20 protein-coding genes are annotated in these 26,861 nt (G+C 68.3%); 12 read left to right on the top strand and 8 right to left on the bottom strand.

Annotated elements, in window-relative coordinates; genetic code table 11:
• From Q4F19_RS11895 to Q4F19_RS11885, 3 genes are all read left to right on the top strand, one after another.
• Positions 1–2,047: coiled-coil domain-containing protein (locus Q4F19_RS11895; protein ID WP_459112941.1), on the top strand; the 2,047-nt coding region annotated here is incomplete at its 5' end.
• Between the two features lie 4 nt (positions 2,048–2,051).
• Positions 2,052–2,285 carry a hypothetical protein gene (locus Q4F19_RS11890; protein ID WP_303542776.1) on the top strand — a complete coding sequence of 78 codons (234 nt, stop codon included), beginning with the start codon at positions 2,052–2,054 and terminating at the stop codon, positions 2,283–2,285.
• Between the two features lie 298 nt (positions 2,286–2,583).
• Positions 2,584–3,411 carry an aldo/keto reductase gene (locus Q4F19_RS11885; protein ID WP_303542820.1) on the top strand — a complete coding sequence of 276 codons (828 nt, stop codon included), beginning with the start codon at positions 2,584–2,586 and terminating at the stop codon, positions 3,409–3,411.
• Here the strand turns inward: Q4F19_RS11885 and Q4F19_RS11880 are convergent.
• Positions 3,408–5,183 carry a retroviral-like aspartic protease family protein gene (locus Q4F19_RS11880; protein WP_303542774.1) on the bottom strand — a complete coding sequence of 592 codons (1,776 nt, stop codon included), beginning with the start codon at positions 5,181–5,183 and terminating at the stop codon, positions 3,408–3,410. The genes Q4F19_RS11885 and Q4F19_RS11880 overlap by 4 nt on opposite strands.
• A 69-nt stretch (positions 5,184–5,252) precedes the next feature.
• Positions 5,253–6,665 (bottom strand): UdgX family uracil-DNA binding protein, encoded by a 1,413-nt coding sequence (locus Q4F19_RS11875; protein ID WP_303542772.1) that lies wholly within the window; start codon positions 6,663–6,665, stop codon positions 5,253–5,255.
• Between the two features lie 167 nt (positions 6,666–6,832).
• Between Q4F19_RS11875 and Q4F19_RS11870 the strand changes: the two genes are divergently transcribed.
• Positions 6,833–8,329 (top strand): ArnT family glycosyltransferase, encoded by a 1,497-nt coding sequence (locus tag Q4F19_RS11870; protein ID WP_303542771.1) that lies wholly within the window; start codon positions 6,833–6,835, stop codon positions 8,327–8,329.
• Between the two features lie 33 nt (positions 8,330–8,362).
• On the opposite strand, the gene Q4F19_RS11865 is transcribed toward Q4F19_RS11870, so the two are convergent.
• Both Q4F19_RS11865 and Q4F19_RS11860 read right to left on the bottom strand, forming a co-directional pair.
• A complete protein-coding gene (locus tag Q4F19_RS11865; RefSeq protein WP_303542770.1) occupies positions 8,363–9,424 on the bottom strand; it encodes an NAD(P)-dependent alcohol dehydrogenase in 1,062 nt (353 codons plus the stop codon).
• A 76-nt stretch (positions 9,425–9,500) separates the two neighbouring features.
• Positions 9,501–10,607: an NADH:flavin oxidoreductase/NADH oxidase gene (locus tag Q4F19_RS11860; protein ID WP_431312397.1), complete on the bottom strand. Its 1,107-nt coding sequence runs from the start codon at positions 10,605–10,607 to the stop codon at positions 9,501–9,503.
• Positions 10,608–10,698: 91 nt separating this feature from the next.
• Here Q4F19_RS11860 and Q4F19_RS11855 point away from each other — a divergent pair, with 91 nt between their 5' ends.
• From Q4F19_RS11855 to Q4F19_RS11835, 5 genes are all read left to right on the top strand, one after another.
• Positions 10,699–11,706 carry an LLM class flavin-dependent oxidoreductase gene (locus Q4F19_RS11855; protein WP_303542766.1) on the top strand — a complete coding sequence of 336 codons (1,008 nt, stop codon included), beginning with the start codon at positions 10,699–10,701 and terminating at the stop codon, positions 11,704–11,706.
• Between the two features lie 62 nt (positions 11,707–11,768).
• Entirely contained in the window at positions 11,769–12,503 is a 735-nt protein-coding gene (locus tag Q4F19_RS11850; protein WP_303542818.1) for a DODA-type extradiol aromatic ring-opening family dioxygenase, read from the top strand.
• 136 nt (positions 12,504–12,639) lie between these two features.
• Positions 12,640–15,279 carry a TonB-dependent receptor gene (locus tag Q4F19_RS11845; protein WP_303542764.1) on the top strand — a complete coding sequence of 880 codons (2,640 nt, stop codon included), beginning with the start codon at positions 12,640–12,642 and terminating at the stop codon, positions 15,277–15,279.
• A gap of 51 nt (positions 15,280–15,330) precedes the next feature.
• The gene (locus Q4F19_RS11840; protein ID WP_303542763.1) at positions 15,331–15,972 is read left to right on the top strand and encodes a GDSL-type esterase/lipase family protein; all 642 of its coding nucleotides are present in this window, start codon (positions 15,331–15,333) and stop codon (positions 15,970–15,972) included.
• A gap of 472 nt (positions 15,973–16,444) precedes the next feature.
• Positions 16,445–17,731, top strand: coding sequence for an MFS transporter (locus tag Q4F19_RS11835; RefSeq protein WP_303542762.1), 1,287 nt, complete (start codon positions 16,445–16,447; stop codon positions 17,729–17,731).
• Positions 17,732–17,756: 25 nt separating this feature from the next.
• Here the strand turns inward: Q4F19_RS11835 and Q4F19_RS11830 are convergent, their stop codons facing one another.
• The 3 genes from Q4F19_RS11830 to polA all read right to left on the bottom strand — a co-directional run bounded on the left by Q4F19_RS11830 (position 17,757) and on the right by polA (position 22,836).
• Complete coding sequence (locus Q4F19_RS11830) at positions 17,757–18,137, bottom strand: VOC family protein (RefSeq protein WP_303542761.1); 381 nt, start codon at positions 18,135–18,137, stop codon at positions 17,757–17,759.
• A 217-nt stretch (positions 18,138–18,354) separates the two neighbouring features.
• Positions 18,355–19,929 carry a lipopolysaccharide biosynthesis protein gene (locus tag Q4F19_RS11825; protein ID WP_303542759.1) on the bottom strand — a complete coding sequence of 525 codons (1,575 nt, stop codon included), beginning with the start codon at positions 19,927–19,929 and terminating at the stop codon, positions 18,355–18,357.
• 123 nt (positions 19,930–20,052) lie between these two features.
• Positions 20,053–22,836 carry a DNA polymerase I gene (gene polA, locus Q4F19_RS11820; protein WP_303542757.1) on the bottom strand — a complete coding sequence of 928 codons (2,784 nt, stop codon included), beginning with the start codon at positions 22,834–22,836 and terminating at the stop codon, positions 20,053–20,055.
• A gap of 121 nt (positions 22,837–22,957) precedes the next feature.
• Here polA and Q4F19_RS11815 point away from each other — a divergent pair, with 121 nt between their 5' ends.
• Complete coding sequence (locus Q4F19_RS11815; RefSeq protein ID WP_303542755.1) at positions 22,958–23,449, top strand: superoxide dismutase family protein; 492 nt, start codon at positions 22,958–22,960, stop codon at positions 23,447–23,449.
• A 39-nt stretch (positions 23,450–23,488) separates the two neighbouring features.
• On the opposite strand, the gene Q4F19_RS11810 is transcribed toward Q4F19_RS11815, so the two are convergent.
• Entirely contained in the window at positions 23,489–23,671 is a 183-nt protein-coding gene (locus Q4F19_RS11810) for a hypothetical protein (protein ID WP_303542753.1), read from the bottom strand.
• Between the two features lie 213 nt (positions 23,672–23,884).
• On the opposite strand from Q4F19_RS11810, the gene Q4F19_RS11805 reads away from it, so the two are divergent.
• Entirely contained in the window at positions 23,885–25,090 is a 1,206-nt protein-coding gene (locus tag Q4F19_RS11805; RefSeq protein WP_303542751.1) for a L,D-transpeptidase scaffold domain-containing protein, read from the top strand.
• Between the two features lie 109 nt (positions 25,091–25,199).
• Positions 25,200–26,858, top strand: a complete 1,659-nt coding sequence (locus Q4F19_RS11800) for a M28 family metallopeptidase (RefSeq protein WP_303542749.1) — start codon at positions 25,200–25,202, stop codon at positions 26,856–26,858.
• Positions 26,859–26,861 lie beyond the last annotated feature (3 nt).

Below are 26,861 nucleotides of genomic sequence, written 5' to 3'. Positions count from 1 at the left end.
GGCGGAAGCGGCGCGCGAGCAGGCCGCGCTGGCACGCGAGGAGACCGAGACGCGATCGGGGCTCGCGGCGGCGGCGCTGGCGCGGGCCGAGAGCGAGGCCAAGGCGCTGTCGGCCGGGCTGTCGCGCGACGGCGGGGACCGGGCGCTGAGCCGGCTGACGGTGGCGGCGGGCTATGAGCGCGCGCTGGCGGCGGCGTTGGGCGACGATCTCGACGCGCCGATCGGCGGCGAGGGCGCACGGGCGTGGACGGGGGCGGTCGGGCAAGCGGGCGACCCCGTGCTTCCCGAGGGCGTCGAAGCGCTGGCGGGGTTCGTGTCGGGCGGGGAGGCGCTGGCGCGCAGGCTCGCGCAGATCGGCGTGGTCGAGAGCGACGAAGGCTGGCCGCTGGCGGTGGGGCAGCGGATCGTCACGCGCGCGGGGCGGCTGCGGCGGTGGGACGGGTTCGTGGCGCGCGACGTCGGCGCGGCGGCGGCGGAACGGCTGGTGCGCGCCAATCGGCTGCGCGAGATCGAGGCGACGTTGCCGGACCTGCGCGGCGAGGCCGAGACGGCGCGCGCGGCGCTGGAGGCGGCGGGGCTGATGCAGCGGACGGCGCGCGAACAACTGGAGACGGCACGGCGCGCACTGACGGCGGGGGAGGAGCAGTTGCGCGCGGCGCGGCGGCGCGAGGACACGGCGCAGGGCGCGATCGAGCGGCATGCGGCGTCGCTCGCCGCGCTCGGCGATCGGCGCGAACGGTCGGATGCCGAACTCGGCGAGGCGAAGGCGGCCGAGGACAAGGCGCGCGCGGACGTCGCGACCCTGCCCGATCGGAGCGTCTCGCGCGCGGCGCTCGATAGGCTCAATGGCGCGGCCGATCTGGTGCGCGCCGAACTGGCGACCTCGCGGGGAATGGCGGCGGCGCTCGGCCAGTCGATCGATCGCGACCAGCGCCGCCAGCAGGCCGCGCGCGCCGAGGCGAAGGGCTGGCGGTCGCGCGCGGGCGATGCGGCCAAGCGCATCGACGAGATGGCCAAGCGCCTCGCCGCCGCCGAGGCCGAACATGCGACGCTCGCGACGCGGCCAAGCGAACTCGCCGAAGCGCTTTCCAGTGCGACCGAGGCGGCGTCTGCCGCAGACGCGGCGGCGCGGGCGACGCGCGAGGCGGAGAGCGGGCGCGAGACCGAATTGCGCCGCGTCGAGGCGGCGGCCGCGCAGGCGAACGAGGCGCTGGCGAGCGCCCGCGAGGCGCGCGCGACGCTGACCGCGCATGCCGAGCATCAGGAGACGCGCCGCGGCGAATTGAGCCGCGCGGCGGGCGATCGTTTCCAGTGCCCGGCGGCGACTCTGCCCGAGAAGATCGGCTTCGAGGCGGCCTCGCTGCGCCCGGCCGAGGAGGAGGCCGCGCGCTACGAAAGATTTGTGGCAGACCGCGAGCGGCTGGGGCCGGTCAATCTCGTCGCCGAGAGCGAGCTGGCCGAACTGGAGGAAGCGCGCGCGACCAATGCCGAGGAGCGCGACGAGCTGGGGCAGGCGGTCAATCGCCTGCGCGGATCGATCGGCAGCCTGAATCGCGAGGGGCGGCAGCGGCTGCTCGCCGCGTTCGAGGCGGTCGACGGGCATTTCCGGCGCCTGTTCGGGACGTTGTTCGGCGGCGGCGAGGCGCATCTCGCGTTGATCGACAGCGACGATCCGCTGGAGGCGGGGCTCGAGATCATGGCGCAGCCACCGGGCAAGAGGCTCGGCTCGCTGACCTTGCTGTCGGGCGGCGAGCAGGCGCTGACCGCGGTGGCGCTGATCTTCGCTTTGTTCCTGACCAATCCCGCGCCGATCTGCGTGCTCGACGAGGTGGACGCGCCGCTCGACGATGCCAATATCGAGCGCTTCTGCGATCTGCTGGCGGCCATGACCAAAGAAACCGACACACGTTACCTGGTCGTCACGCACAATGCGGTGACGATGAGCCGGATGCACCGCCTGTTTGGGGTGACGATGATCGAGCGCGGCATATCGCGGCTCGTCTCGGTCGATCTCGGCGGCGCGGAAACCCTGCTGGCGGCGGAGTAAGCCGGTGGCGAGGAAATATCGCGTCATCCACCAGCGCAAGACGATCTGGGAAGCGATGATTTCGGGGCGGGGCAGCCGCGACTGGTATCTGGCGCAGGCGGGGACGTGGATCGGCTGGCGGACGATCGCGACCTGCCTGTCGATCGACGAGGCCGAGGTCGCCTGCCGCGACCATGCCGGCGGCACCTTGCTGCGCGGCGGCGCGCGGGTCGTGTCCGAGTTCGAGCGCCCCGACTGAGATGGTCGGGCTGACGCTCGCGATCGGGGACTTCATGATGTTGCTGATCTCGGCGGCCTTGTGGACCGGGGGCGGTTTCGCGCTGATCGCGCTCGCCGGAATCGGCGCGTTGGGCGGGCTCGTGCTGCTGGTGCGGCGGTTGAGGCGTTAGGGATGATCCTCCCCGGTACGGGGAGGTGGCATCGCGGAGCGATGACGGAGGGGGATCTCCTCTGGCGTTGCGCGCGTTTTCAGCCCCCTCCACCATGCTCTGCATGGTTCCCCTCCCCGTGCCGGGGAGGATGAAAAGGTGACCTTCATGACCGACGTGCCGACGCAACTCCTGAACGACGGGCGGGCGATCCCGCAGCTTGGGCTCGGCGTGTTCCAGACGCCGCCTGCCGAGACCGAGGCGATCGTGCGCGCGGCGCTGGCGGCGGGCTATCGCTATGTCGATACCGCCAAGGTCTATGGCAATGAGGAAGGCGTGGGCGCGGCGGTGCGCGATTGCCCCGACTGGGTGTTCGTCACGACCAAGCTATGGAATCCCGATCAGGGGCATGACAGCACGCTCGCCGCGTTCGACGCGAGCATGAAGCGGCTCGGGCTCGACGAGCTCGACCTCTATCTGATCCACTGGCCGGTGCCGCGCATCGATCGCTTCCTCGACAGCTGGAAGGCGATGATCCGGCTGCGTGAGGAGCGGCGAGTGCGCTCGATCGGCGTCTCCAACTTCCGGATCCCCGATCTGCAGAGGCTCATCGACGAGACGGGCGTGGTGCCCGCGGTCAACCAGGTGGTGCTCCATCCCGGCTTCCAGCAGCGCGAGCTGCGCCGCTTCCACGAAAATCACGGCATCGTCACGACGAGCTGGTCGCCCTTGGGGCGCGGCGAGGCGCTGGCCGATCCGGTGATCGGGCGGATCGCGGCGAAACACGGCAAGACGCCCGCGCAGACGATCATCCGCTGGCATATCGACAGCGGCCTCAACGTGATCCCGAAGACCGCCAATGCGGGGCGGCTGCCCGAGAATCTCGACGTGTTCGATTTCGCGCTCGACCATGAGGATCTGCGCACGATCGAGGCGCTCGATCGCGCCGACGGCCGGATCGGTCCCGATCCGGCGGTGATGGAAATGGGGGTCTAGCCGCTCAGCCCCATCCTGCGCGCGCGCTCCTCGACGCCGGGGGCGGCGGCGAGCGCTGCGGCGCGATCCGCCTCGGCGCCGGCGGTGTCGCCCAACCGGCGCTTGACGAGGCTGCGCGCATAGAGCGTCCAGGCGCTGCGCGGCGCGATCTTCGGCGGGACATAATCCTTCAGCGCCGCATCGTAATCGGCGAGCGCCGCGGCCAGCTCGCCGCGGCGGAAGCGGACGAGCGCGCGGCTGTCGAGATAGGATGCGGTGCCGGGGCGCTGCTTGAGCGCGGCGTTGCAATCGTCGAGCGCGCCATCGAGATCGCGGTTCAGTTGCGCGCGCACCCAGCAGCGGCCGTTGAGCGCGACCGCGCGCTTGGCATCCTGCGGGTGGCTCTTGAGCCAGGCATCGAAATTGCCGACCGACGCATCCAGCTGGCCCGCCGCATCGAGCATCTGGCCGAGCACGAGGCGTTTGTCCGACGTGGGCGGCAGCGCCTTGTCGACGATCGCGAGATCCTCGGCCGCGCCCTTCGGATCGCGGCCGCCGAGGCGCATGCCGGCGCGGGCGATGCGCGCGTCCGCATCGCCGGGATCGGCCTGGAGCGCGCGATCGAAATCGGCGGCGGCAAGCAGGAGCTGGCCGTTGGCCAAGCGGGCGATGGCGCGCTGGCCGAAATAGCGGCCGACGGCGGGTGCGAGCGCGATCGCGCGATCCAGATCGGCGATCGCGGGCTCGAACCTGCCCTGCGAGGAGAGGATCGCGGCGCGCCGGCTATAGCCCTCGGCGTCGGTCGGCTCGGGGGTCTTGTCGGTCAGATCGAGCTTCTTGCCCTCCGGATCGACCGCGCCCCGGGGGTTCAGCCCGAACAGCGGGCCGCCTTCGTAGGTGATCAGCATCTTCGACGCCTTGTTGGCGACGTAGATGCGGTGCGAGAGGAAGAAGTCGGCGCCGATCAGCATGTCGGCCTGCCCCAAGGTCACGTCGCCGAAGCGGATCTTCGGGTGCTTGAGCGCCTCCCCGCCGATCTCGATCGTGGCGAAGGTCGCGATCCAGCTGCGCGCGCTCTTCGAGCCCAGCCCGGTGGCGATGCCGGCGGGTTCGACGCCCGGGCTCTCGGGCGTGACGCCTGCGCGCTTGGCGGCGGCGAGCGTCAGGATCGAGGAGCCCGCGCCGGTATCGAACACCGCCTTCAGCTTGACGCCGTTGATCGTGACCGTGCCGATCGTGTGCGTCTGGAACGGCGGCTGTCGGGGCACGAGCGGGACGATCGAATATGGGCGCCCGGTCGCCCAGTAAGCGAGCGAATCGACCGCGCAGTCGTCCGCCTTCATCAGCCGGACATGGCCGTGGGGCAGATCATATTCGACATCGGCGATGCCGAGGATATTCTGCCCGAGCAGGCCGACCGTGCCGGTATCCGAGCCGCCGACGATGAAATCGACGCGCGGCAAGGTCGCGCCCGCCAGCCCGAAATCCTTGACCGTGGCGAACGAGGCCGAGGCATCGCCATTGATGCCGCGCAGCCGGAACCAGGACGGCGCCGCCGCCAGCTGCAGCCCATATTCCTGCGCCGAGGCGCGCGAGAGCGTGCTGAAGAAGGCGCCGCTGTCGAGGATCAGGCGCGCATCCTTGCCGCCGATGCTGGCCGAGACGATCGGGCGCGGGCCGGACATGGTGACGGGCAGTTCGAGGAACTGACGAATCTGGCACGCCGCCAGCGCTCGCGACGGCAGCGGCGCGAGCAAGGCTACGGCCACATAGCGGAGCCAGCGTTTCGACATTCCCCAACCCTCACGGAATCGCCCGCGCGACATTGCCGGGAAGGTGGGTCGGACACAATCCGTCCGAAATCAGCCGATAAGTTCGGCCAGCCGCGCCTTCATCCGCTTCAGATCCTCGACGAAGCGCGCATATTCCTCGTCGGCCTGCGCGCGGTCCTGGATGCGGAGCAGGTAGCTGGGATGGACGGTGACCCAGCCCTCGCCGCCATCCTCCAGCCGGTGCGGCATCCCGCGCGCGCCGCCGATCGTGACGACCTTGCCCAGCATCGATCGCGCGGCGGTGGCGCCCAATGCGACGGTGAGCTTCGGCTGGATCAGATCGCGCTCCTGATCGATCCACCAGCGGCAGGCATCGATCTCGCTGCCATTGGGCTTGGCGTGGATGCGGCGCTTGCCGCGCTGCTCATATTTGAAATGCTTGACCGCATTGGTGACATAAGCGGTCGCGCGATCGATCCCCGCGGCGGCGAGCGCCTTGTCGAACATCTGGCCGGCGGGGCCGACGAACGGCCGGCCGGCGAGATCCTCCTGATCGCCCGGCTGCTCGCCGACGAACATCAAGGGCGCATCGACGCGGCCTTCGCCGAACACGGTCTGCGTCGCGGGCTTGTAGAGCGGGCAGCGCGTGCAGCCGGCGGCCTCGGTGCGCAGCGCTTCCCACGCGCCCGCACGATTGGCGCCGATGCCGTCCTTGACGAGACCCTCCCGGCTGGCCGCGACCATATTCGCCTCCCGCGCCTGCGCGCCCGCGATCAATTCGGGGACCAACGCGGTCTCCGGCATGTTTTTCCAATATTTGCGCGGCATCTCCTTCAGCATCGCGCCGATCTTGACGCGCGCCGGATTGAAGATGCTGGCATAATAGGTCTTCCACGTCTCCTCGAGCGGATCGCCGTCGGGCGCGTCGGCGCGGGTGGCGCCGGGGCCTTCGCGCAAGCTCTCGCCGTCCCAATCCAAAGACAGCTCGGGCGTCAGGATCGTCCAGCGCATCGATGCGAAACGATTGAGGAAGAAATCCGCATTGGTCCGCACGATATGGTGGTCGGGCTCGAACCAGGCGACGAAGCGCGGCCTATCCTCCCCGGCGACTTCGCGGAACCGGAGGAAGGCGCGCATCTTGTGAATGTCGCGTCTGACCTCCTTCGCCATGCGTTCCAGCCTGCGCACGAGCGGATCGGCATGATCGTCGATCAGGCGCGGTTCAGCCACGAGGCGAAAGAGCGCGGCATGGAGCAGAGCGAAACGTTCGGGATCGGAATGGCAGACCACGGTCCGCGCCAGATCGAGAAAGGCACGCGGGACCGAGAAGCCGGCGCCCTGCGGCACAGGTGCCGCAGCGGGGCTGCCGCCGAAGAGATCGGTCGCCTGATCGCCGATCTGCCAGATCACCTGTTCGGGCGGAATATCCGCAAGCACGTAGGCGCGCGCCGCGGCGCGCCAGCCGTCGAAATCGTCCTCGGACGCCAGCGTCGCGACGGGCATGGATCAGGCGGAGCGGTTTGCGGGAGCCATATCAACGATATAGGAGGCGCGGCATGTCGCTCCTAGACCAAGCGGGCGGCAAAATGCCGATGAAATATCGTGCAATGCGGATGCAACGCCGCGCCGCTAGCGCGGCGATCGATCCAATCCCTGTCGCAGGACCGACGATGGCGAGCCGCGCCTTTCCGCTTCCCCGTCCGCTCGGCGCCCGCGCGGGCACCCTGGCCAATGTTTGGCGCGATGCGCTGCTGATGCTGGGCCTTGCCGCGATCCTGCGCTGCTGGTGGTTCGGCAATCCGTTCGTCCAGGTGGACGAGCAATTTTATCTGCTGGTGGGCGATCGGCTGCTGCACGGGGCTTTGCCCTATGTAGACATCTGGGATCGCAAGCCGATCGGGCTGTTCCTGCTCTATGCCGGCGTCCGGACGCTGGGCGGGACGGGCATCCTCCAATATCAGATCGTCGCGACACTCTTTGCGGGCGCGACCGCGTTCCTCGTCGTGCAGCTCGCGCGCAGCATCGCCAGTCCCACGGCGGCACGGCTGGCGGGTGCCGCTTCCCTGATCTTCACGATCGTGTTCGATGGCGCGGGCGGGCAGGCGCCGGTCTTCTACAATCCGCTCGTGGCGGGCGCGGCTCTGATCGTGCTGCGCGCGCTGGCCACGCCTCCGGCCGAGGATCGCCGCTTCGTCGCGCAGGGCGCGCTGGCGATGGCGCTGATCGGGATCGCCATCCAGATCAAATATACCGCCTTGTTCGAAGGCGTGACGATGGGCCTGGCGCTGCTGTGGACGGCGCGCAGGCGCGGGATCGACGCGCATTTGCCGGGCATCGCCGCTTTGTGGATCGCGATCGCGATCCTGCCGACCTTGCTGGCATTTGCCGCCTACGCGGCTGCGGGCCATGGCGAGGCCTTCGCTTATGCCAATTTCGTCTCGATCGGCGATCGGCCGGGGACGGCGGCGTACAAGCTCGGCAAGCGGCTGGCGGCGATCGTCGCGCTCGGCCTGCCGCTGATCGCGGCGGCGGCGGTCGGCCTGCGCGTCCGCCAGCGGAGCGACGAGGCGCAGCGCGCGCGGCTGTTCCTGCTGGTGTGGCTGATCGGCGCGGTGATCGGCTTCTTCGCGCTCGGCAGCCTCTACAAACATTATGCGCTGCCGCTCGTGGCGCCGCTCGCCGTGTTCGCCGCGCCCGCGTTCGATGTCGGACGGCGCGACCGGTGGCGCGCGATCGTGGTGCTGGGTCTGGGGCTAGCGATCGCGGTGGGTATGAGCGCGGTGCGGCTGCGCGCGCGCGGTGGCGAGCAGCAGAGCGCCGATCTCGTCGCCGCGATCCGGCCGCACCTGACCGATCGGCTGTTCGTCTTCGATGGCGAGCCGGCATTGTATCTGCTGACCGGCGCGAAGCTTGCTTCGCCTTATGCCTTCCCGAACCATCTGAACCAGAAGAAGGAATCGCACGCGATCGGCACCGATCAGAGCGCCGAACTGCGCCGCGTGATCGCGTCGCGGCCGAGCGTGGTGGTGGTGACCGATCGGCCGGGGCCCGACCGCAATCCGGTGGCATGGAACATCATGCGCGCGGCGCTGGTGCGCGATTACCGGCAGGTGGGCGCGGTGCGCTTCCACAGGAAATGGCGGCTGGTCTTCGCGCTGAAGGCGTAGCTCCCCTCCCGCGCACGGGAGGGGAGACGAGGGTCAGGCCGCCAGCGAGGCGATGTCGACCACGAAGCGATACTTCACGTCGCTCTTAAGCATGCGCTCGTAGGCGGTCTCGATCTCCTGGATCGGGATCATCTCGATATCCGCGGTCAGGCCATGCTGCGCGCAGAAATCGAGCATCTCCTGCGTCTCGGCGATGCCGCCGATCAGCGAGCCGGCGATCGCCTTTCGCTGGAAGATCAGCGCGCCGACATTCGGCGAGGGATGCGGATGTTCGGGAACGCCGACCAGCACGAGCGTGCCCTCGCGCTTCAGCAACGCGGTGAACGCATCGAGATTGTGGCTGGCGGCAACGGTATTGAGGATCATGTCGAAGCTGCCGGCATGCGCGGCCATCTCGTCCTCGTTGCGCGAGACGACGACTTCATGCGCGCCGAGCTTCTTTGCGTCCTCGATCTTGGAGGCCGAGGTGGTGAAGGCGACGACATGCGCGCCCATCGCGGCGGCAATCTTGACGCCCATATGACCGAGCCCGCCCAGACCGACGATGCCGACCTTCTTGCCCGGACCCGCACCCCAATGCTTGAGCGGCGAGTAGGTGGTGATGCCGGCGCACAGGAGGGGCGCGACCGCGGCAAGATCCGCCTCGCCATGCGCGATCTTCAGCACGAAATGCTGATCGACGACGATCTTGTCCGAATAGCCGCCCATCGTGTGGCCGCCATTATGCTTGTCGGGGCCGTTATAGGTGCCGACGAAGCCGGGGTTCGTGCAGTAATTCTCGAGGCCCTCGGTGCAGGACGGGCAGGTGCCGCAGCTGCCGACCATGCAGCCGACGCCGACGATCTCGCCGACCGCGAACTTCGTGACGTCGCTGCCGACGGCGGTGACGCGGCCGACGATCTCGTGACCGGGGACGCAGGGGAAGATCGTGCCGTCCCATTCGGCGCGGACGGTGTGGAGATCCGAGTGGCAGACGCCGCAATAAGCGATGTCGATCGCGACATCGGTGGGGAGGGGATCGCGCCGATCGAAGCTGAACGGAGCGAGCGGGGTCGTCGCGGACTGAGCCGCGAAAGCTTTGGCCTGGCTGGGCATGAGGATCCTGAATCTGGGTATGGGTGCGCGCCCAGGGAAGGCGCGCACCCCTTATAGCAACGCTCCGGCGACTTTTCTACCGTTCGGTAGTGAACAGGTCGCGAAACCGGCTCGGCTGGCAGCGCAGATATTGCGGCGCCGCCTCCACGCGCGCGCCGAGATGGGCTGCGGCATGCCAGGGCCAGCGCGGATCGTAGAGGATCGTGCGGGCCAGAGCGACGAGATCGGCATCGCCGGTCGCGACGATCGCCTCGGCCTGGTCGTAATCGGTGATGAGCCCGACCGCGACGACCGGGATCGACACCGCCTGCTTCACCGCGCGCGCGAGCGGCACCTGATAATTGGGGCCGACCGGAATCTTCTGATGCTCGTCGAGCCCGCCCGAGGAGACGTGGATCGCGGCGCACCCGCGCGCCTCGAGCGCCTGCGCGAAGGCGATCGTCTGCGCGATGTCCCAGCCGCCCTCGACCCAATCGGTCCCCGAGACGCGCATCGTGACCGGCTTGTCCGCCGGAAAGGCGGCGCGGACCGCATCGAACAACTCGAGCGGGAAGCGCATCCGGTTCTCGAGGCTGCCGCCATATTGGTCGGTGCGCGTGTTCGAGAGCGGCGAGAGAAACTGGTGGATCAGATAACCATGCGCACCGTGGAGCTGGATCGCATCGATGCCGAGGCGATTGGCGCGGCGGGTCGCCTCGACGAACGCGTCGCGTACGCGGGCAAGGCCGGCGGCGTCGAGCGCGGTCGACGGCGCGTCGCCCGCGGTGAACGGGGCGGCCGATGCGGACACTGGCTGCCAGCCATTTTCAGCCGTGGGCGCAATCTGCTTGCCGCCCTTCCAGGGGAGATCGGTCGAGGCCTTGCGGCCGGCATGGCCGAGCTGGATCGCGATCGGCATGTCGGACCAGCGGCGGATGCTCTCCACCACGCGGCCCATCGCCGCCTCGGTGCGATCGTCCCACAGGCCGACATCGCCGTAAGAGATGCGGCCCTCGGGCACGACCGCCGTCGCCTCGATCGTCAGCAGGCCCGCGCCGGATTGGGCGAGCATGCCCAGATGCTGCTGATGCCAGTCGCTCATCGCGCCATCCTCGGCCGAATATTGGCACATCGGCGCGATGACGATGCGGTTGGCGAGCTCCAGCCCGCCGACGGTGAGTGGCGAGAATAATTTCGATGCCATCAAGGCCTCCCTTTTTCCGGCACGGCACTTATGTACCAGCTGGTAGGTTTCAATGCCGCATGTGCGAAGAAGCGTGCGTCTGGAGAAAAAGATGGCTTCGATCTCGATCCTCGATCTCGTCCGTATCCGCGAGGGCGGCAACGCGCGGACCGCGCTGGACGATGCACGCGATCTCGCCGCCTTCGCCGAAACGCAGGGTTACACGCGCTTCTGGATGGCCGAGCATCACAATATGCCGGGCATCGCCTCTGCCGCGACGGCGGTGGCGATCGCGCATGTCGCGGCGGGCACGAGCCGGATCCGGGTGGGCGCGGGCGGGGTGATGCTGCCCAACCATTCGCCGCTCGTCATCGCCGAGCAGTTCGGGACGCTCGACGCGCTGTTCCCCGGGCGGATCGATCTCGGGCTCGGCCGCGCACCGGGAACCGACCAGATGACGTTCCGCGCGATGCGGCGCGATCCGCAAAGCTCGGAGCATTTCCCGCAGGACGTGCAGGAGCTTCAGCAATTGCTCGGGCCGCTCCAGCCCGGGCAGCGTGTGCAGGCGGTGCCGGGGACGGACAGCCACGTGCCGTTGTGGATCCTCGGCTCCAGCCTGTTCGGCGCGCAGCTCGCCGCGCATCTGGGCCTGCCTTACGCCTTCGCCTCGCATTTCGCGCCGCAGGCTCTGCTCCAGGCGCTGCAGGTCTATCGCGAGCGCTTCCAGCCGTCGGCGCAGCTCGAGCGACCGCACGCGGCGATCGGCGTCAACATCATCGCCGCGCCGAGCGACGAGGAAGCGCGCTTCCTGGCGACGACGCAGCAGATGTCGATCGCCAACCTGTTTCGCGGCACGCGCGGGCTGAGCCAGCCGCCGATCGACGATATCGACAGCTATTGGACGGCGCAGGAGAAAGCGCAGGCGCAGGGCTTCCTCTCGCGATCGATCGTCGGCGGGCCGGAGACGGTGGCGCGCGGCATGGCGGCTCTGGTCGCCGAGACGGGAGCGGACGAACTCGTCATCGTCTCCGACATTTTCGATCCCGAATTGCGCAAGCGGAGCTACGGGCTGATCGCCGAAGCGGCGGGCGCGCAGGTGCTGGCGGAAGCGGCCGAGTGAGCGAGATCGCGCTGCGCCAGCCGACCCTGTTCATTCCGCATGGCGGCGGCCCCTGCTTCTTCATGGACGATCCGCGCGGCATGTGGACCGAAATGGCCGCCTTCCTGCGCGGGCTGCCGGCGAGCCTGCCCGCGCCGCCAAGCGCGATCCTGCTCGTCTCGGGCCATTGGGAGACGGACGGCTTCGCCTTCACCGGATCGGCCGCGCCGTCGCTCATCTACGATTATTACGGTTTCCCGCCGCACACCTACGAACTGACCTTCCCCGTGCCGGGCGATCCGGCGCTGGCGGCGCGCGCGGCGCAGCTGATCGAGGGCGCAGGCATCAAGGCAGTGGTCGATCCCGCGCACGGGCTGGATCATGGCGTGTTCGTGCCGCTCAAGGTGGCGTGGCCCGAGGCGGACGTGCCGGTCGTCGAGATGTCGGTCGATCGTTCGCTCGATCCGGCGCTGCATCTCGCCGCGGGGCGCGCGCTGGCGCCGCTGCGGGACGAGGGCGTGCTGATCGTCGGATCGGGGATGAGCTTCCACAATATGCGCGCTTATGGCGATCCGCGTGCGCTGGCGCCGTCGGCGGCGTTCGATGCGTGGCTGGGCGATGCGGCGGCGCTGACCGGCGTGGCGCGCGATACGGCGCTGGGCCGGTGGAGGGACGCGCCGCAGGGCGCCTTCTCGCATCCGCGCGAGGAGCATCTGATCCCGCTGATGGTCGCGGCCGGCGCGGCGCAAGGCGCGGGCGAGCGCATTTTCGCCGGCGAGGTATTGAGCACGCGCATCTCGGGCTATCGCTTCGATTGACGCAGCCTTGGGCCAGATCCGCGCGATCGAATGGCGCGGAATAGTCCGCAAACTTCGCTTCGCACATTCGCAAGATTGCACGCGCAATGCCGCCGCCGCCTGCTAGTGGGCCGCGCGGGTTTGCGAGGGAGTCCTGATGTTTGCGATCGCGTTGCTGGCGGCGGTGGGTGCCGCCGGGGTCCCCGATGTCGCGCGTGACGCGGAAGCGGAGATCCTCGTTACCGCGACGCAGCGGGCGACGGCGCTCTCGGACGTGCCGATCGCGGTGACGGCGATCGGGGCGGAGGCGCTGCGCGACGGCGGGGTCGTCGATATCCGCACGCTCAACATGCTCGCGCCCTCCTTGCTCGTCTCCTCCTCCTCGAACGAGGCGGGCGGCGCGGGACTGCGCATCCGCGGGATCGGGACGGTCGGCGACAATGCGGGGCTGGAAAGCTCGGTCGCGACCTTCGTCGACGGCGTCTATCGCGCGCGCGGCGCGGTGGCGCTGACCGAATTGGGGCCGCTGGAGCGGATCGAGGTCCTGCGCGGGCCGCAGGGGACCCTGTTCGGGCGCAACGCCTCGGCCGGGTTGATCAACATCGTCACCGCGCAGCCGTCGCGCACGCTCGGCGGGTTCGCCGAGGCGAGCGTCGGCAATTACGACTATCGCCGGCTGTCGGCGGGGATCACCGGCCCGCTCGGCGAGCACTTCTCCGCGCGGATCGACGGCGTCAATCTGAAGCGGCAGGGCTTCATCGAGGACGTCGTCTCCGGGCGGCACATCAACGATCGCGATCGCTGGCTGCTGCGCGGCAAGCTGCGCTTCGAGCCCGACGCGAGCTTCGCGGCGACGCTGACGGTGGATTACGCCAGGCGCGACGAGGAATGCTGCGCGGGCGTGTACAATACGGTGCGCGACCTGCGCAGCAGCACGCCGGGCGCGGCGGGCGGCAGCCTCGTCACCGCGCCGTCTTCGATCGCGGCGTTGATCCGGGCGATGCCGGGTGGGGTCGTGCTGGAGGACAGCAGCGCGCGCAAGGTCGCGCTCTCGCCGGGGCAGAGCTTCCGACAGGACGTGACCGACGGCGGCATCGCGCTCAACGCGACCAAGACGCTCGGCGGGGTCACGATCGACAGCATCACCGCGTGGCGCTCGAACCGGTTCATCCGCGGGCAGGACGCCGATTTCTCCAGCCTCGATCTGATCCGCCGGCCGAGCGACGGAACGGGCTTCATCCGCTTCCGCAATTTCAGCCAGGAATTGCGCGCGCGCGGCGAGGCGTTCGGCGGCCGGCTCGACTGGCTCGTCGGCGGCTATTGGGGCGAGGAGCGGCTGACGCTGCAGGACAATATGGCCTACGGAGCGGATTATGACCGGCTCGCCTCGGCGCGGATCGGCGCGCTGGGCGGGGCCTTCGCCGCCTTCCCGGCCTACGGCTTCGCCAATCTCAGCGGCTTCGCGCGCGCTTATGGCGGGGATGCGCTGGCGGCGGCGGTGCGCAACGTGCCGCTGGCGGGCACGGGCGAGCTCGATCGCTTCCGCCAGCACGACAGCAACCAGGCCCTGTTCACGCACGACATCGTGCATGTGACCGACCGGCTCTCGCTGACTTTGGGCGCGCGCTATACGCGCGATCGCAAGACGCTCGACGCCGACCTAAGTTCGACCAGCGGCTGCGGCATCTACCTTGACGATATCGCCCGGCTGCGCGCGCTGGGGACGGCGAGCGCCGTGACGCTCGCCAATTCGGTGCTCGCGCCGCTGACGGGCTATCCGTGCAACATCAATGCGGTGAACGGCGCCATCCACGAGCGCCGCGCCGAGCATCGCTGGTCGGGGACCGCGGCCCTGGGCTATCGGGTCGCGGCGGGCGCCAACGTCTATGCGAGCTGGTCGCGCGGCTACAAGGCGGGCGGCTTCAATCTCGATCGCGGCGGGCTGTTCAACACGGGACGTCTATTGCCCTTGCCCGCGGCGAGCCTCGGCTTCGCGCCGGAGACGGTCGACGCGATCGAGCTGGGTGCCAAGCTGCACCGGCGGCTGTTCGATGTCGACGTCGCGCTGTTCCACCAGCGCTTCCGCAACTTCCAGCTCAACAGCTATACGGGCACCAATTTCATCGTCTCGAACGTGCAGGGCTGTTCGGCGTCGCTCGGCAGCCGCGATGCGGACAATATCGCCGCCAATTCCACCTGCACCGATACGAAGGCGGGAGTGATCTCGAAGGGCGTCGAGGTGGATGCCGCGCTGCGGCCAGCGGCGGACTGGGTGCTGAGTGGCGGCTTCGCCTATGCCGATACGCGCTATGCCAAGGACATCGTCGGTTCGCCCGATGCGCTGACCGGCGACAATTCGCTGCCGCCGGTGCTGTTCCTGCTGCCCGGCGCGCGGCTGTCCAACGCGCCGGCCTATAGCGCGACCGGATCGGTGCGCTGGACGCCCGCGATCGGCGATCGGCTGCGCGCGCTGGCCTATGTCGGCGGACGCTACCAGAGCCGCATCAACACCGGATCCGACCTGCTCGCCGAGAAAGCGCAAAAGGGCTTCGGGCTCGTCGATGCGCGGATCGGGATCGGCGACGGGCAGTGGAGCCTGGAGCTGTGGGCGCAGAATCTGTTCAATGTCCAATATAAGCAGGTGGTGTTCAGCGAGCCGCTGCAGGGTGGCGGTTCGGGCGGCATGCCGGGGACCGCGGCGGCGGTGACCGCGTTCGGGACGACCTCGAACCAGTTGTTCGGCGCCTTCCTCGGCGAGCCGCGGACATGGGGGCTGACCGCGCGGAAGCGCTTCTAGGCGAGCCGCCGCCGGGCTACGGGGACGCACGGCGCAGCGGCGGAGGCAGGCTTGGGGATCATTCGGACGGCGCTGCGCAAGGCGGCGAACGCGCGCGTGCGGGTCCGGCGCTGGGCGCACGGCCGCGAGGCGCGCACGCAAAGGCCGGATGCGGTGTTCTTAGGCGACTCCATCACCGAGCAGTGGCTCCAATATGATCCGGGTTTCTTCCGCGGGCAGAAGCGCCGCAACGCCGGCATCGGCGGGCAGACGAGCCGGGACATGCTTGCGCGCTTCGATGCGGACGTGATCGCCTGGCGCCCGCGCGTCGTCCACATCATGGCCGGCACCAACGACCTGTGGCACGGCGATCCCGGCCCGGAGGCGACCACGGCGATCGCCAACATCGCCGAGATGGCCCGGCGCGCGCAGGCGGCGGGGATCGCGGTGATCCTCGCCATGCCGCCGCCGATCGGGCCCGAAGCGCGGCCCCTGTTCGGGCGGCCCGAGCTGTTCGCGGTACTGCACGAAGGCTTGGCGCGATTATGCGGCCCGGGCGGCATCGTCCCCGTCGATTATGCGACGTCGCTCGGCGACGGGCGTGGCGGAATCCGGCCCGGCTTGACCACCGACGGGGTGCATCTGACGGCGGCGGGCTATCGCGCGATACGCGGGCAAGCGGAGCGGGCTCTGGCGGTGGCGCTGGGGGAGTAGGGCAGGCACGAGATGGCAGGGCCGCTCCCCTCCCTGAAAGGGAGGGGTCGGGGGTGGGTCGACACCAGCGCTGCGGCACTCCTTGTTTTCGCCCACACCAGCCCTCCTTTTCAGGGCGGGGAGTTCTACCGCCGCGACGGCGCGAAAGCGCCCCGATCGCGCTTTGCAATGTAGGAATTCATGTGACATCTGGTTCGTCCGCTCCTGATTCGAAAGGCCGGACACGATGACTTTCGCGCTCACCGCAGCCGCCCCTAGGCGCCTCGCGCCGCTCCGTCCGAGCGCAGGCTCTGGTCGGCGCGCAGGCGCGGCGAACCACCCTCGAAAATGCGGCTTTGCGTGGCGCTCGTTCCGGGGGAGGCGCCGAGGTGGGGGGTGACGTAGTGTCAACTTTGTCAACTTCCGCGCCCAAGCGGGGCCGGTCTTGCCGCAGGGCAGGCGATGCCCCACACCCTTGCTGAGGGGGCGGCGCATGATGGTCGAGACGAAGCTGCACACGCCGATCCGGTCGATCCTCGGCGCGTCGGGGGGCAATCTGGTCGAGTGGTACGATTGGTACGCTTACTCCGCCTTCACGCTCTATTTCGCGCCGGCCTTGTTCCCGAAGAGCGATCCGACCGCGCAATTGCTGAGCGCGGCGGCGATCTTCGCGGTCGGCTTCGTGATGCGGCCTTTGGGCGCGTGGATCATGGGCGTCTATGCGGACCGGCACGGACGCAAGGCGGGGCTGACTCTATCGGTGACCCTGATGTGCGTGGGCTCGCTGCTCATCGCGGTGACGCCGCCTTTCGCGAGCGTCGGCCTGCTCGCGCCCGCGATGCTGCTGCTCGCGCGGCTGATGCAGGGCTTGAGCGTCGGCGGCGAATATGGGGCGAGCGCGACCTATCTGTCGGAGATCGCGACGAGTCGGCATCGCGGCTTCTATTCGAGCTTCCAATATGTGACGTTGATCGCGGGGCAGCTCGTCGCTCTGTGCCTGCTGCTGCTGTTGCAGGCGGTGCTGACCCCCGCCGAGCTGGAGGCGTGGGGCTGGCGCATCCCGTTCCTGATCGGCGGCGCGCTGGCGATCGCGGTCTTCTTCATCCGGCGGCGGATGGAGGAGACGCGGGATTTCACCGAGGCGAAGGCCGAAGGCGCGCCCAAATCGAGCGGGCTGGCGCTGTTCCGCGATCATCCGCGCGCGGTGGCGCTCGTCATGGGGCTGACCGCGGGCGGCACCGTCGCCTTCTATGCCTACTCGATCTACATGCAGAAATTCCTCGTCAACACCGCCGGCTTCGGTCGCGAGACCGCGACCTTGATCATGGCGGCGGCGCTCTTTTGCTACATGCTGTTGCAGCCCGCGGTGGGCGCCTTGTCGGACCGGATCGGGCGGCGGCCGCTACTGATCGCGTTCGGCGTGCTGGGCGCCTTGGGCACGGTTCCGCTGTTCCGGTCAATCGCCGGGACGGGCGGGCATCCGCTGCTCGCCTTCGCGCTGGTGATGTGCGGGCTGGTCGCGGTCAGCGGCTATACGGCGATCAACGCGGTGGTGAAGGCCGAGCTGTTCCCCGCGCATATCCGCGCGCTGGGCGTGGCGCTGCCGTATGCGATCGCCAATGCGGTGTTCGGCGGGAGCGCCGAATATGTGGCCTTGCTGTTCAAGTCGCTCGGCGCCGAGCAGGGCTTCTACTGGTATGTCGCGGGGCTGATCGCGGTCTCGCTGATCGTCTTCGTCAAGATGAGCGACACGCGGGCGCGATCGACGATCGGAGCCTGAGCTCCGGCTTTGCGGTGAGCGCGGCTCAGGTCTGCGAGAGGCTCAGGACGTTGCCGTCGGGATCGAGGAACCAGGCGACCTGGACGCGGCCGTCGGGGGCGGTCCAGATGCCGTCCTCGTCCTGGCCGATGCCTTCATAGATGTTGAGCGCGACCCCCTGCTCGGCGAGCGCGGCCGCTGTGGCGCGGACGTCCGCGACGTTCCAGCCGAGCACCGGGTGGGGGTGCGCCTCGTAATCGGGGATGACGGTGATGCGCAGCAGCGCATCGCCGAGATCAAGGAAGTCGCCGAACGGATCGGCGCTCTGGAGGGGCAGGCCGAGCACGCCCTCGTAGAAAGCGAGCGCGCGATTGCGATCGGCGACGTGGACGAAGGCGACGGGCCTGGCGGACAGCAGATCATCCATTCGCTTCCCCCTGTCCGGCGCTGAGGCCGGTGCGGGACTTTCGCGGGTGGGGGGATGGGGTGTCAAGGGTGGGGCGTTCGTGCCATTCCCGCTCATCCTGAGGAGGGGCTGAGCTTGTCGAAGCCTCGTCTCGAAGGACTGGCACCAGGCTCTATGTCCTTCGAGACGCCCCTTCGCCAAGCTCAGGGGCTCCTCAGGATGAGCGGGGGTTGGGTCTTTAGGAGCGATTCCCCGCCGCCGCCGGCTGGCTCTTCCGAAACAGCGCCCGGTCGTCGCTGGTGAAACCGAAGCGCCAGACGATCGCGCCATAGACGCCGAGGATGACCGGCACGCCGATCGCGAGCTCGACCCATTCCAGGCTGTGCGGCAGGCGGGTGACGGCCCAGCCGACCACGGCGGCGACGATTGCCGCGAAGACGAGCGACCAGCGCCAGCCCGAGACCTTCGCGCCGAGAATGCGGCGGAGCAAAAGCGCCTTGGCGACCGAGGCGGCGCCGAGCGCGAGCATCAGCGCGATGGCGGGGCCGGCGGCGGCGATGACATCGTCGCGGAAATCGGGGCGCGGCTTGATCCAGCCCCAGGCGGCGACGTGCGGCAGGGCTGCGCGCAGCAGCCAGACGAGCAGGACCGAGAGGATCGCCTGGCTGACGATCATCACGAGCGAGATCAGGAAATTGCGCTTGGCGGCGACGTAGATCAGCGCCGCTTCGCTGACGACCGCGGTCGCGGCGATCGCCTCGGCCGCGAGCAATACGGCCAGCGCGCCGGTGCCGCCGACGAAGCCGGGGCCGACGAGGCCCATCACCGCCTTGCCGGGAATGGAGAGCGCGAGCGCGATGCCGAGCTGCGCGGCGATGATCCAGAAGCCGACCTGGCGGACCTGCCGCGCGACCGCCTTCAGATTGTCCTCGGCCAGATTCTGGGTGATGACCGGGCCGAGGATCGGATCGAAGCTGGTCTTCAGTTTCTGCGGCAGCGAGGCGACCTGCTGCGCGACATAATAGATGCCGACGATCGCGGGCGAGAAGAACAGGCCGAGCATCGCGATATCGAGCCGGCGCGAGCCCCATTCGATCGCGTCCGCACCGGCGAGGGGCAGGTTCTTGACCGCGATCTTCTGGAGGCGGAGCGGCTCGGGGCGCCATTTGTTCGGCCGGCCATAATTGCGGTAGAGCGGCCAGAGCGAGGCGACGAAAGCGGCGATCGCCGAGAGCGCATAGGCCATGATCAGACCGTCGCGCGTGGAATAGAAAGCGAAGCCGAACGCGGCGATGCTGATCGTCCAAGGCTCGATCAGCGAGCGCGCCTTGACCGTGGCGGCGATGTCGCCGCGATAGGCGAGCGCCGCGAGCGCGATGTCCGACGCCGCCCAGCCGAAGATGGTGAGCGCGAGCAGGCGATCGCTGCCGTTGATCTCGCTGTTCGGGAACATGATTTCGGGCACGGCGATGAGCGCGCCCGCGGCGACGAGCGACGCGATGAAGCTGACGAGCAGCGCATCCCAGACGACATGGACGTGCGGGCGATGCGTGGTCGCGAGCTGCTGGGCGAGCCCGCGCTTGAGCCCCATCGTCGCGAGCTGGCCGGCGAATTCGACGATGATCGTCGCATAAGCGAAGCGGCCGAGCGCGTCCGCGCCATACCAGCGCCCGGCGATGAACAGGAAGGGCAGGCGCGCGGCGAGGCGCAGCAGGAAGCCGAAGAAATTGGTGCGGCCGCCCTGCGCGAGCGTCTCGATGTCGCCGGGGCCTTCGGTGGGGTGGGTGTTAGCCACGGGCGGCCACCAGAACATCGTTCGTGCTGAGCTTGTCGAAGCACGTGCCGCTGGCGGCATCGCCCGCAGCACGTCCTTCGACTTCGCTCAGGACGAACGGAAAGGGAGAGGGGACTGCATTGAAGGCGCCCGCGCGCCGGCTCAATGCGCGGCGCCCCAGCTTGGGCCGTGGCCGATTTCGACGCCCAAGGGCACCGAGAGCGTGACATGAGGTTCGGCCGCACCGGCCATCACGCGCAGGATGACGGGCTTGGCGGCCTCGACCTCGCCATCGGGCGCCTCGAAGACGAGTTCGTCATGGACCTGGAGGAGCATGCGCGTACCAGTGAGGCCGGCCTCGGCGAGGGCGGCGGGCATGCGGATCATCGCACGCTTGATGATGTCGGCGCAGGTCCCCTGGATCGGGGCGTTGATCGCCTGGCGCTCGGCCGACTGGCGTTCGCCGACCGTCTTGGCCTTCGCGCCGGGGAGGTGCGTCTTGCGGCCGAAGAGCGTGGTCACGAAGCCCAGTTCGCGGACCTTGGCGACGGTCTCGGCGATGTAGGTCTGGACGCCGGGGAAGCGATCGAAATAGCGATCGATGATCGCCTGCGCCTCGGTGCGATCGACGCCCAGGCGGCCGGCGAGGCCCCAGGACGAGATGCCATAGAGGATCGCGAAGTTGATCGTCTTGGCGCGGCCGCGCGTCTCGCGGTTCACCTCGCCGAACAATTCCTGCGCGGTCAGGCTGTGGATGTCGTCGCCATTGGCGAAGGCTTCGCGCAGCTGCGGCACGTCGGCCATGTGCGCGGCGAGGCGGAGCTCGATCTGCGAGTAGTCGGCCGAGATCAGGCTGTATCCGGCCGGCGCGACGAAGGCCTGGCGGATGCGGCGGCCGGTCTCGGTGCGGATCGGAATGTTCTGGAGATTGGGCTCCGTCGAGGAGAGGCGCCCGGTCTGGGCGACGGCCATCGAGAAGCTCGTGTGGACGCGGCCGGAGACCGAATTGATCTCCTCCTGGAGCGCATCGGTGTAAGTGGACTTGAGCTTCGACAGCTGGCGCCATTCGAGCGCGAGGCGCGCGACTTCGGCGGCGGCATCGTCGCCGAGACCGATCCGCTCAAGTTCGGTGACGTCGGTCGAATAAACGCCGCTTTTGCCCTTGCGGCCGCCGGCGGCGCCGAGGCGATCGAACAGGACTTCGCCCAATTGCTTGGGGCTGCCGATCGTGAACGGCCCTTGCGCGGCGGTGTGGATCACGCCTTCGAGTCGGGTGATTTCGTGGCCGAATTCGGTCGAGAGGCGCGAGAGCTCGGCGCGGTCGACGAGGATGCCGGCGCGCTCCATCTCGGCGATGACGGGGACGAGCGGGCGATCGACGAGCTCGTAGACGCGCGTCGCGGATTCGCGCCCCAGGCGGGGCTTGAGGCGGTGCCACAGGCGGAGCGTGACGTCCGCATCCTCGGCCGCATATTCGGTGGCCTTGTCGAGCGGCACCTTGTCGAACGTGACCTGCGCCTTGCCCGTCCCGCACACCGCCTTGAACTCGATGCAGGCATGATCGAGGTGGCGCTTGGCGAGATCGTCCATGCCGTGGCCGCCCAGCCCTGCGTCGAGATCGTAGGAGAGCAGCATCGTATCGTCATAGGGGGCGATATCGACGCCGTTCTTGCGGAACATGATCAGGTCGTACTTGATGTTCTGGCCGATCTTGAGGAGCGACGGGTCCTCCAGCAGCGGCTTGAGCTTCGCCAGCACGAGCGCAGGATCAAGCTGGACGGGCTTTTCGGCGAGCAGATCGTCGCCTGCATCGCCATGCGCGAGCGGGATGTAGCAGGCCTTGCCCGGTTGCGTGGCGAGGCTGATGCCGACGAGCTTGGCGCGGACGCAATCGACATGGTCGGTCTCGGTATCGACCGCGAAGCGGCCCGCGGCGCGCGCGGCTTCGATCCAGCGATCGAGATCGGCTTCCGTTACGACGGTCTCGTAATCCTTGTGGACGAACGGCTGCGCATCCTCGACGCGCGGGGCGATCGCCTCGGTCGCGGCTTCGGCGCCGCTGAGCTTGGTCAGCAGCGAGCGGAAGCCCATGTCGGTCAGGAATGCCTTGAGCGGCTCGGGCGGAATGCCCTTCATCGCGAGGGCTTCGAGTGGCTCGGGGAGCGGGCGATCGCAGACCAGGCGGACGAGCTCGCGGCTGAGGCGGGCATTGTCGGCATGGTCGATCAGGTTCTGGCGGAGCTTGGGCTTCTTGATCTCGGGTGCCGCGGCGAGCACCGCCTCCAGCGTGCCGTAGGTCTGGATCAGCTCGCTCGCGGTCTTGGGTCCTACGCCGGGAACCCCAGGGACGTTGTCGACGCTGTCGCCCATCAGCGCGAGGACGTCGCCGAGCTGTTCGGGCGCGACGCCGAACTTTTCGCGGACATGCTCGGCGCCGAGGCGGCGATTGTTCATCGTATCGAGCATGTCGAGCCGGCCGGGCTCGATCAGCTGCATGAGATCCTTGTCCGACGAGACGATCGTGACCTGCCAGCCCGCGGCGAGCGCGGCCTTGGAATAGCAGGCGATGATGTCGTCGGCCTCGAGCCCGACTTCCTCGATGCAGGGAATCGAGAAAGCGCGCGTGGCGACGCGGATCAGCGGGAACTGGGGAACCAGATCCTCGGGCGGCGGGGGACGGTGCGCCTTGTACTGATCGTACATGTCGTTGCGAAAAGTCTTGGACGAGGCGTCCAGAATCACCGCGAGATGGGTCGGCCCTCCGGCTCCCTCGACGTCGCTCAGGACAGGCTTGTTGAGGTCCTCGACGAGCTTCCACAGCATCGTCGTGAATCCATAGACCGCGCCGGCGGGGACGCCGTGGCGGTTGGTGAGGGGGGGAAGTCGATGATATGCCCGGAAAATATAGCCCGAGCCGTCGACCAGATAGAGGTGATTGGCGGCCATCGGCGCATCTGTAGCAGCGCTTGAAGCCCCTTGCATCGCCCGTTTATCGGCGGACAAGGAACGGCGCGCGCGATGCACGAGTTACGCGTCACGCTCGATCCATCAGCAGAAGGACCCGCTCATGCGCTTTTCTCATATGCTCGCGCTGATCGCCGCCGCGGCACTGCCCGCCGCCGCGGTCGCGCATGTCGTGCCGCTCAAGAACAATGCCGGCGCCTCGGCCGGATCGGTCGACCTGATCGCGGCGCCCAAGGGCCTGCTGATCAAGGTGGACGCGACCGGCCTGACGCCGGGCTGGCACGCAATCCATATCCACGAAAAGGCCGATTGCTCGGATGCGGCGTTCAAGATGGCCGGCGCGCACACGCACAGCGCGACGCCGGCCGCGCACGGCCTGCTCAACCCGGCCGCCAACGACACGGGCGACCTGCCCAACATCTATGCGGGCGCAGACGGCACGGCGAAGGCCGAGCTGTTCACGACGCTGACGATGATGGCGCCGCTGCACGACGCCGACGGATCGGCGATCGTGATCCATGCCAAAGCGGATGATTATACGACGCAGCCGATCGGGGGCGCGGGCGATCGGGTAGCCTGCGGGGCGTTCAAGTAAGAGAACCCGTTCCCCTCCCTGCGCGGGAGGGGAAGCCGGTCAGCGCGCCTCGGCGTCCGCGCGATCGATCGCCGCTAGCAGATCGTGAAAGTCATGATCGTGCTGGAGCCGGAAGGCACGGCGGAAACCCTGCCCAAGTACGCCCAGATCCTGCTCGGTCAGGAGGCCGACCGCGACGATCCGCTCCGACTGCGGCTGGGGGGTGGGGTTAAGCTGTGACATAGGATGGCAAGAACGAGCCCGGACGCGGGTTTGTGCCAAACGTTTCGCCTCCGCCGCACAAATTTCTTGTTTGCGAAGCGGAAAGCTGCGGTGAACCGTTTATCTGCGGCGTCGAGCCGTTGCGGCACTGATAAATTTATATTGACTTTCAAATCCCGTGGATCGCGACAGCCGTAGCTTCGTTCCGGCATTCAAGGTTCTGGGAGCGTTGCCATGAAGATCGATCGCCTGCTTCTCCTCGCCGGTGCAGCCTTTTGCGGAATGGGCGCAGCCAGTGTTCCCGAGCAGCAGGCGAGCATCGTGCCGGTGGCCGAAACGGCGATGGCGCCTGCGCCGGCCACTGTGTGGACCAAGGCTGCGGCGAAAGATCTGATCGGCGCGATCGAAGGTTCGGCGGACGAAGGCCTGCGTCCTACCGATTATGGGCTCGCCTCGCTCAAGGCCGCGGCGGAGCAGGGGGAGAGCCCGGCGCTGGACGCGGTCGCGCAGCGCGCCGCGCTGACGCTCGCGCATGACTATCAATATGGCCGGGTCGGCGATCGCGCGGATCTGGGCTGGCATATCGATCGCGGCAACGGCTCGGTCGATCCGGTGGTCCTGAACGCCGCGATCGAGCGCGGCAAGGTGCGCTCGTATCTGCAGAGCCTGTTGCCGGTGGACGAGCGCTACAAGGCGCTGAAGGCCGCCTTGGCCGATACGTCCGACGGCGCTTCGCGCGACCGCATCCGCGCGAACATGGAGCGCTGGCGCTGGATGCCGCGCGACCTCGGCACCGAGTATCTTTATGTGAACGTGCCGAGCTACAAACTGGAGCGGATCAACGACGGCGCGGTGCTCTCGACCTATACGGTCGTGGTCGGCGCCAAGGACACGCCGACGCCGTGGATCGCGGGCGATGCGCCGTCGCTCGTCGTCAATCCGTCCTGGTATGTGCCGGCGAGCATCATCAAGAGCTCGAACCTGCGGCCGGGCAAGGCCGGCTATATCTTCAAGGCCTCGGCCGGCGGCTACAGCGTGCGCCAGCTGCCCGGGCCGAAAAATGCGCTGGGCCGGCTCAAGATCAACCTGACCAACGACCAGGCGATCTACCTGCACGATACGCCGTCGAAAGGCGGTTTCGCCAAGGATCAGCGCGCACTGAGCCACGGCTGCATCCGCGTGAAGGATATCGACCAGCTCGCGACCGAACTGATGTCCGACGGCGGGGACGGTGCGAAGCTCGACGAGGCGCTGGCCGGCACGGATACGAAGACGCTGGCGCTGCCGAAGCGCTACAACGTCTATCTCGTCTATTTCACGCTGGACCGTGACGCGAATGGCGATCTCGTTTCCTATGGCGATCCCTATGGGCGCGATGCCGAGGTGATTGCCCGCCTCGACGGACGGCCGCTGCGCGACATGCAGATCGCCTCCAACTGAGCGCACTGCGCCTGGTTTTGTGACCAACGAACCAGGACAGTGAGTCTGCCTCTTGCTGACGGCCGGGCGAAGGGGCAGTCAGGCGCCCTGACTTTCGAGAGGGCGTAAGATGAAGAGCGGCTTGTTGTGCGGCGTGGCGTTCGTGATCGGCGCGATGCCGCTGATGGCGCAGACCGCGCCCTCGCATTTCGAGGCGGCGAGGATTGCGGGTCATATCGAGACGCTGGCCTCGGACGCCTATGAGGGCCGCGGGCCCGCGACGCCGGGCGAGGAAAAGTCGGTCGCCTATATCTCGGCGAAAATGGCCGAGGCCGGTCTCGAGCCCGCGGGCGACCCCAAGGCCGGCGGCACCCGCGCCTGGACGCAGGACGTGCCGCTGCTGCGCTCCGAGAATATCGGCACGCCGACCATCTCGCTGACCGAGGGCGGCACGACCAAGGCGCTGGCGCAGGGCGAGGAGATCGCCGTGCGCGCGCCGCTGGACGGTACCAAGGCCATCAACATCAAGAACGTGCCGCTCGTCTTCGTCGGTTACGGCATCACCGCGCCCGAGAAGAAGTGGGACGATTTCAAGGGCGTCGACGTGCGCGGCAAGCTGATCGTCGTGCTGATCAACGATGCCGATTTCGAGACCGGCAAGGGAGATTTCGGCGGCAAGGCGATGACCTATTATGGTCGCTGGACGTACAAATATGAGGAGGCTGCGCGGCGCGGGGCGATCGGCACCTTGATCGTCCACGAGAGCAAGCCGGCCTCCTACGAGTGGGCGACGGTGAAGAATTCGAACACGAACGTGATGTTCGACATCGTCCGCGACAATCCCAAGGCGAGCCATGCGCCGGTCGAAGCCTGGATCCAGCGCGATCTGGCTGTGCAGCTGTTCCGCGCCTCGGGGCTCGATTTCGACGGAGCGAAGAAGGCGGCGCAGACGCGCGCCTTCAAGCCGATGCCGCTCAACGCGACGCTGTCGATCGACCTGACCGCGACGAGCGGTCGGATCGTCTCGCACAATGTCGTCGGCCGCGTGGCGGGCGCGACCAAGCCCGACGAGACGCTGATCTATTCGGCGCATTGGGACCATCTCGGCGTCGGGCTGGCGGACGCGAAGGGCGACAAGATCTACAATGGCGCGCACGACAATGCCTCGGGCGTCGCGGCCTTGATCGAGATGGGCCGCGCTTTCGCCAAGGCGCCCAAGCCGCAGCGCTCGGTGCTGTTCCTCGCGGTCACCGCCGAGGAGAAGGGGCTGCTCGGCTCCGAATATTATGCGACGCACCCGCTCTATCCGCTCGCGACGACGGTCGGCGCGATCAACATGGACGGCATCCAGATGAACGGGCCGGCGAAAAATTTCTCGATCTCGGGCAGCGCCAAGCTCGGCCTGCTCGACGATCTGATCGCCCAAGGCGCCAAGGCCGGGCGGACGTTCACGCCCGAGGCGCATCCGGAAGCCGGCGGCTTCTTCCGATCGGACCATTTTCCAATGGCCAAGCAGGGCGTGCCGGCAATCTCGTTCAAGGGCGGCAACGATCTCGTCGTCGGCGGCACCGCGAAGGGCGAGGAACTGGCAGCGGCTTACACCAAGGACCGCTATCACCAGCCCGCCGACGAATGGGATTCCAAGACGGATCTGACGGGTGCGGTGCAGGACCTGGACCTGTTGTTCGGCCTTGGCGAACAGCTCGCCAATTCGCGCGAATGGCCGCAGTGGAGCGCCGACAGCGAATTCAAAGCAGCGCGCGACAAGACGGCGACCGCGCGCAAGTAAGCG

Source organism: Sphingomonas natans, assembly GCF_030546695.1.
Taxonomy (GTDB): Bacteria; Pseudomonadota; Alphaproteobacteria; order Sphingomonadales; family Sphingomonadaceae; genus Sphingomonas_I; species Sphingomonas_I natans.
Note: the sequence above shows the minus strand (reverse complement) of the source record. Positions and strands in the feature narration are given on the sequence as shown.

Coding starts and splice junctions, on each gene's coding strand:
- Q4F19_RS11885 (WP_303542820.1), top strand. CDS start 2,584: ATGACCGACGTGCCGACGCAACTCCTGAACGACGGGCGGGCGATCCCG.
- Q4F19_RS11880 (WP_303542774.1), bottom strand. CDS start 5,183: ATGTCGAAACGCTGGCTCCGCTATGTGGCCGTAGCCTTGCTCGCGCCG.
- Q4F19_RS11875 (WP_303542772.1), bottom strand. CDS start 6,665: ATGCCCGTCGCGACGCTGGCGTCCGAGGACGATTTCGACGGCTGGCGC.
- Q4F19_RS11870 (WP_303542771.1), top strand. CDS start 6,833: ATGGCGAGCCGCGCCTTTCCGCTTCCCCGTCCGCTCGGCGCCCGCGCG.
- Q4F19_RS11865 (WP_303542770.1), bottom strand. CDS start 9,424: ATGCCCAGCCAGGCCAAAGCTTTCGCGGCTCAGTCCGCGACGACCCCG.
- Q4F19_RS11860 (WP_431312397.1), bottom strand. CDS start 10,607: ATGGCATCGAAATTATTCTCGCCACTCACCGTCGGCGGGCTGGAGCTC.
- Q4F19_RS11855 (WP_303542766.1), top strand. CDS start 10,699: ATGGCTTCGATCTCGATCCTCGATCTCGTCCGTATCCGCGAGGGCGGC.
- Q4F19_RS11850 (WP_303542818.1), top strand. CDS start 11,769: ATGGACGATCCGCGCGGCATGTGGACCGAAATGGCCGCCTTCCTGCGC.
- Q4F19_RS11845 (WP_303542764.1), top strand. CDS start 12,640: ATGTTTGCGATCGCGTTGCTGGCGGCGGTGGGTGCCGCCGGGGTCCCC.
- Q4F19_RS11835 (WP_303542762.1), top strand. CDS start 16,445: ATGATGGTCGAGACGAAGCTGCACACGCCGATCCGGTCGATCCTCGGC.
- Q4F19_RS11830 (WP_303542761.1), bottom strand. CDS start 18,137: ATGGATGATCTGCTGTCCGCCAGGCCCGTCGCCTTCGTCCACGTCGCC.
- Q4F19_RS11825 (WP_303542759.1), bottom strand. CDS start 19,929: ATGTTCTGGTGGCCGCCCGTGGCTAACACCCACCCCACCGAAGGCCCC.
- polA (WP_303542757.1), bottom strand. CDS start 22,836: ATGGCCGCCAATCACCTCTATCTGGTCGACGGCTCGGGCTATATTTTC.
- Q4F19_RS11815 (WP_303542755.1), top strand. CDS start 22,958: ATGCGCTTTTCTCATATGCTCGCGCTGATCGCCGCCGCGGCACTGCCC.
- Q4F19_RS11810 (WP_303542753.1), bottom strand. CDS start 23,671: ATGTCACAGCTTAACCCCACCCCCCAGCCGCAGTCGGAGCGGATCGTC.
- Q4F19_RS11805 (WP_303542751.1), top strand. CDS start 23,885: ATGAAGATCGATCGCCTGCTTCTCCTCGCCGGTGCAGCCTTTTGCGGA.
- Q4F19_RS11800 (WP_303542749.1), top strand. CDS start 25,200: ATGAAGAGCGGCTTGTTGTGCGGCGTGGCGTTCGTGATCGGCGCGATG.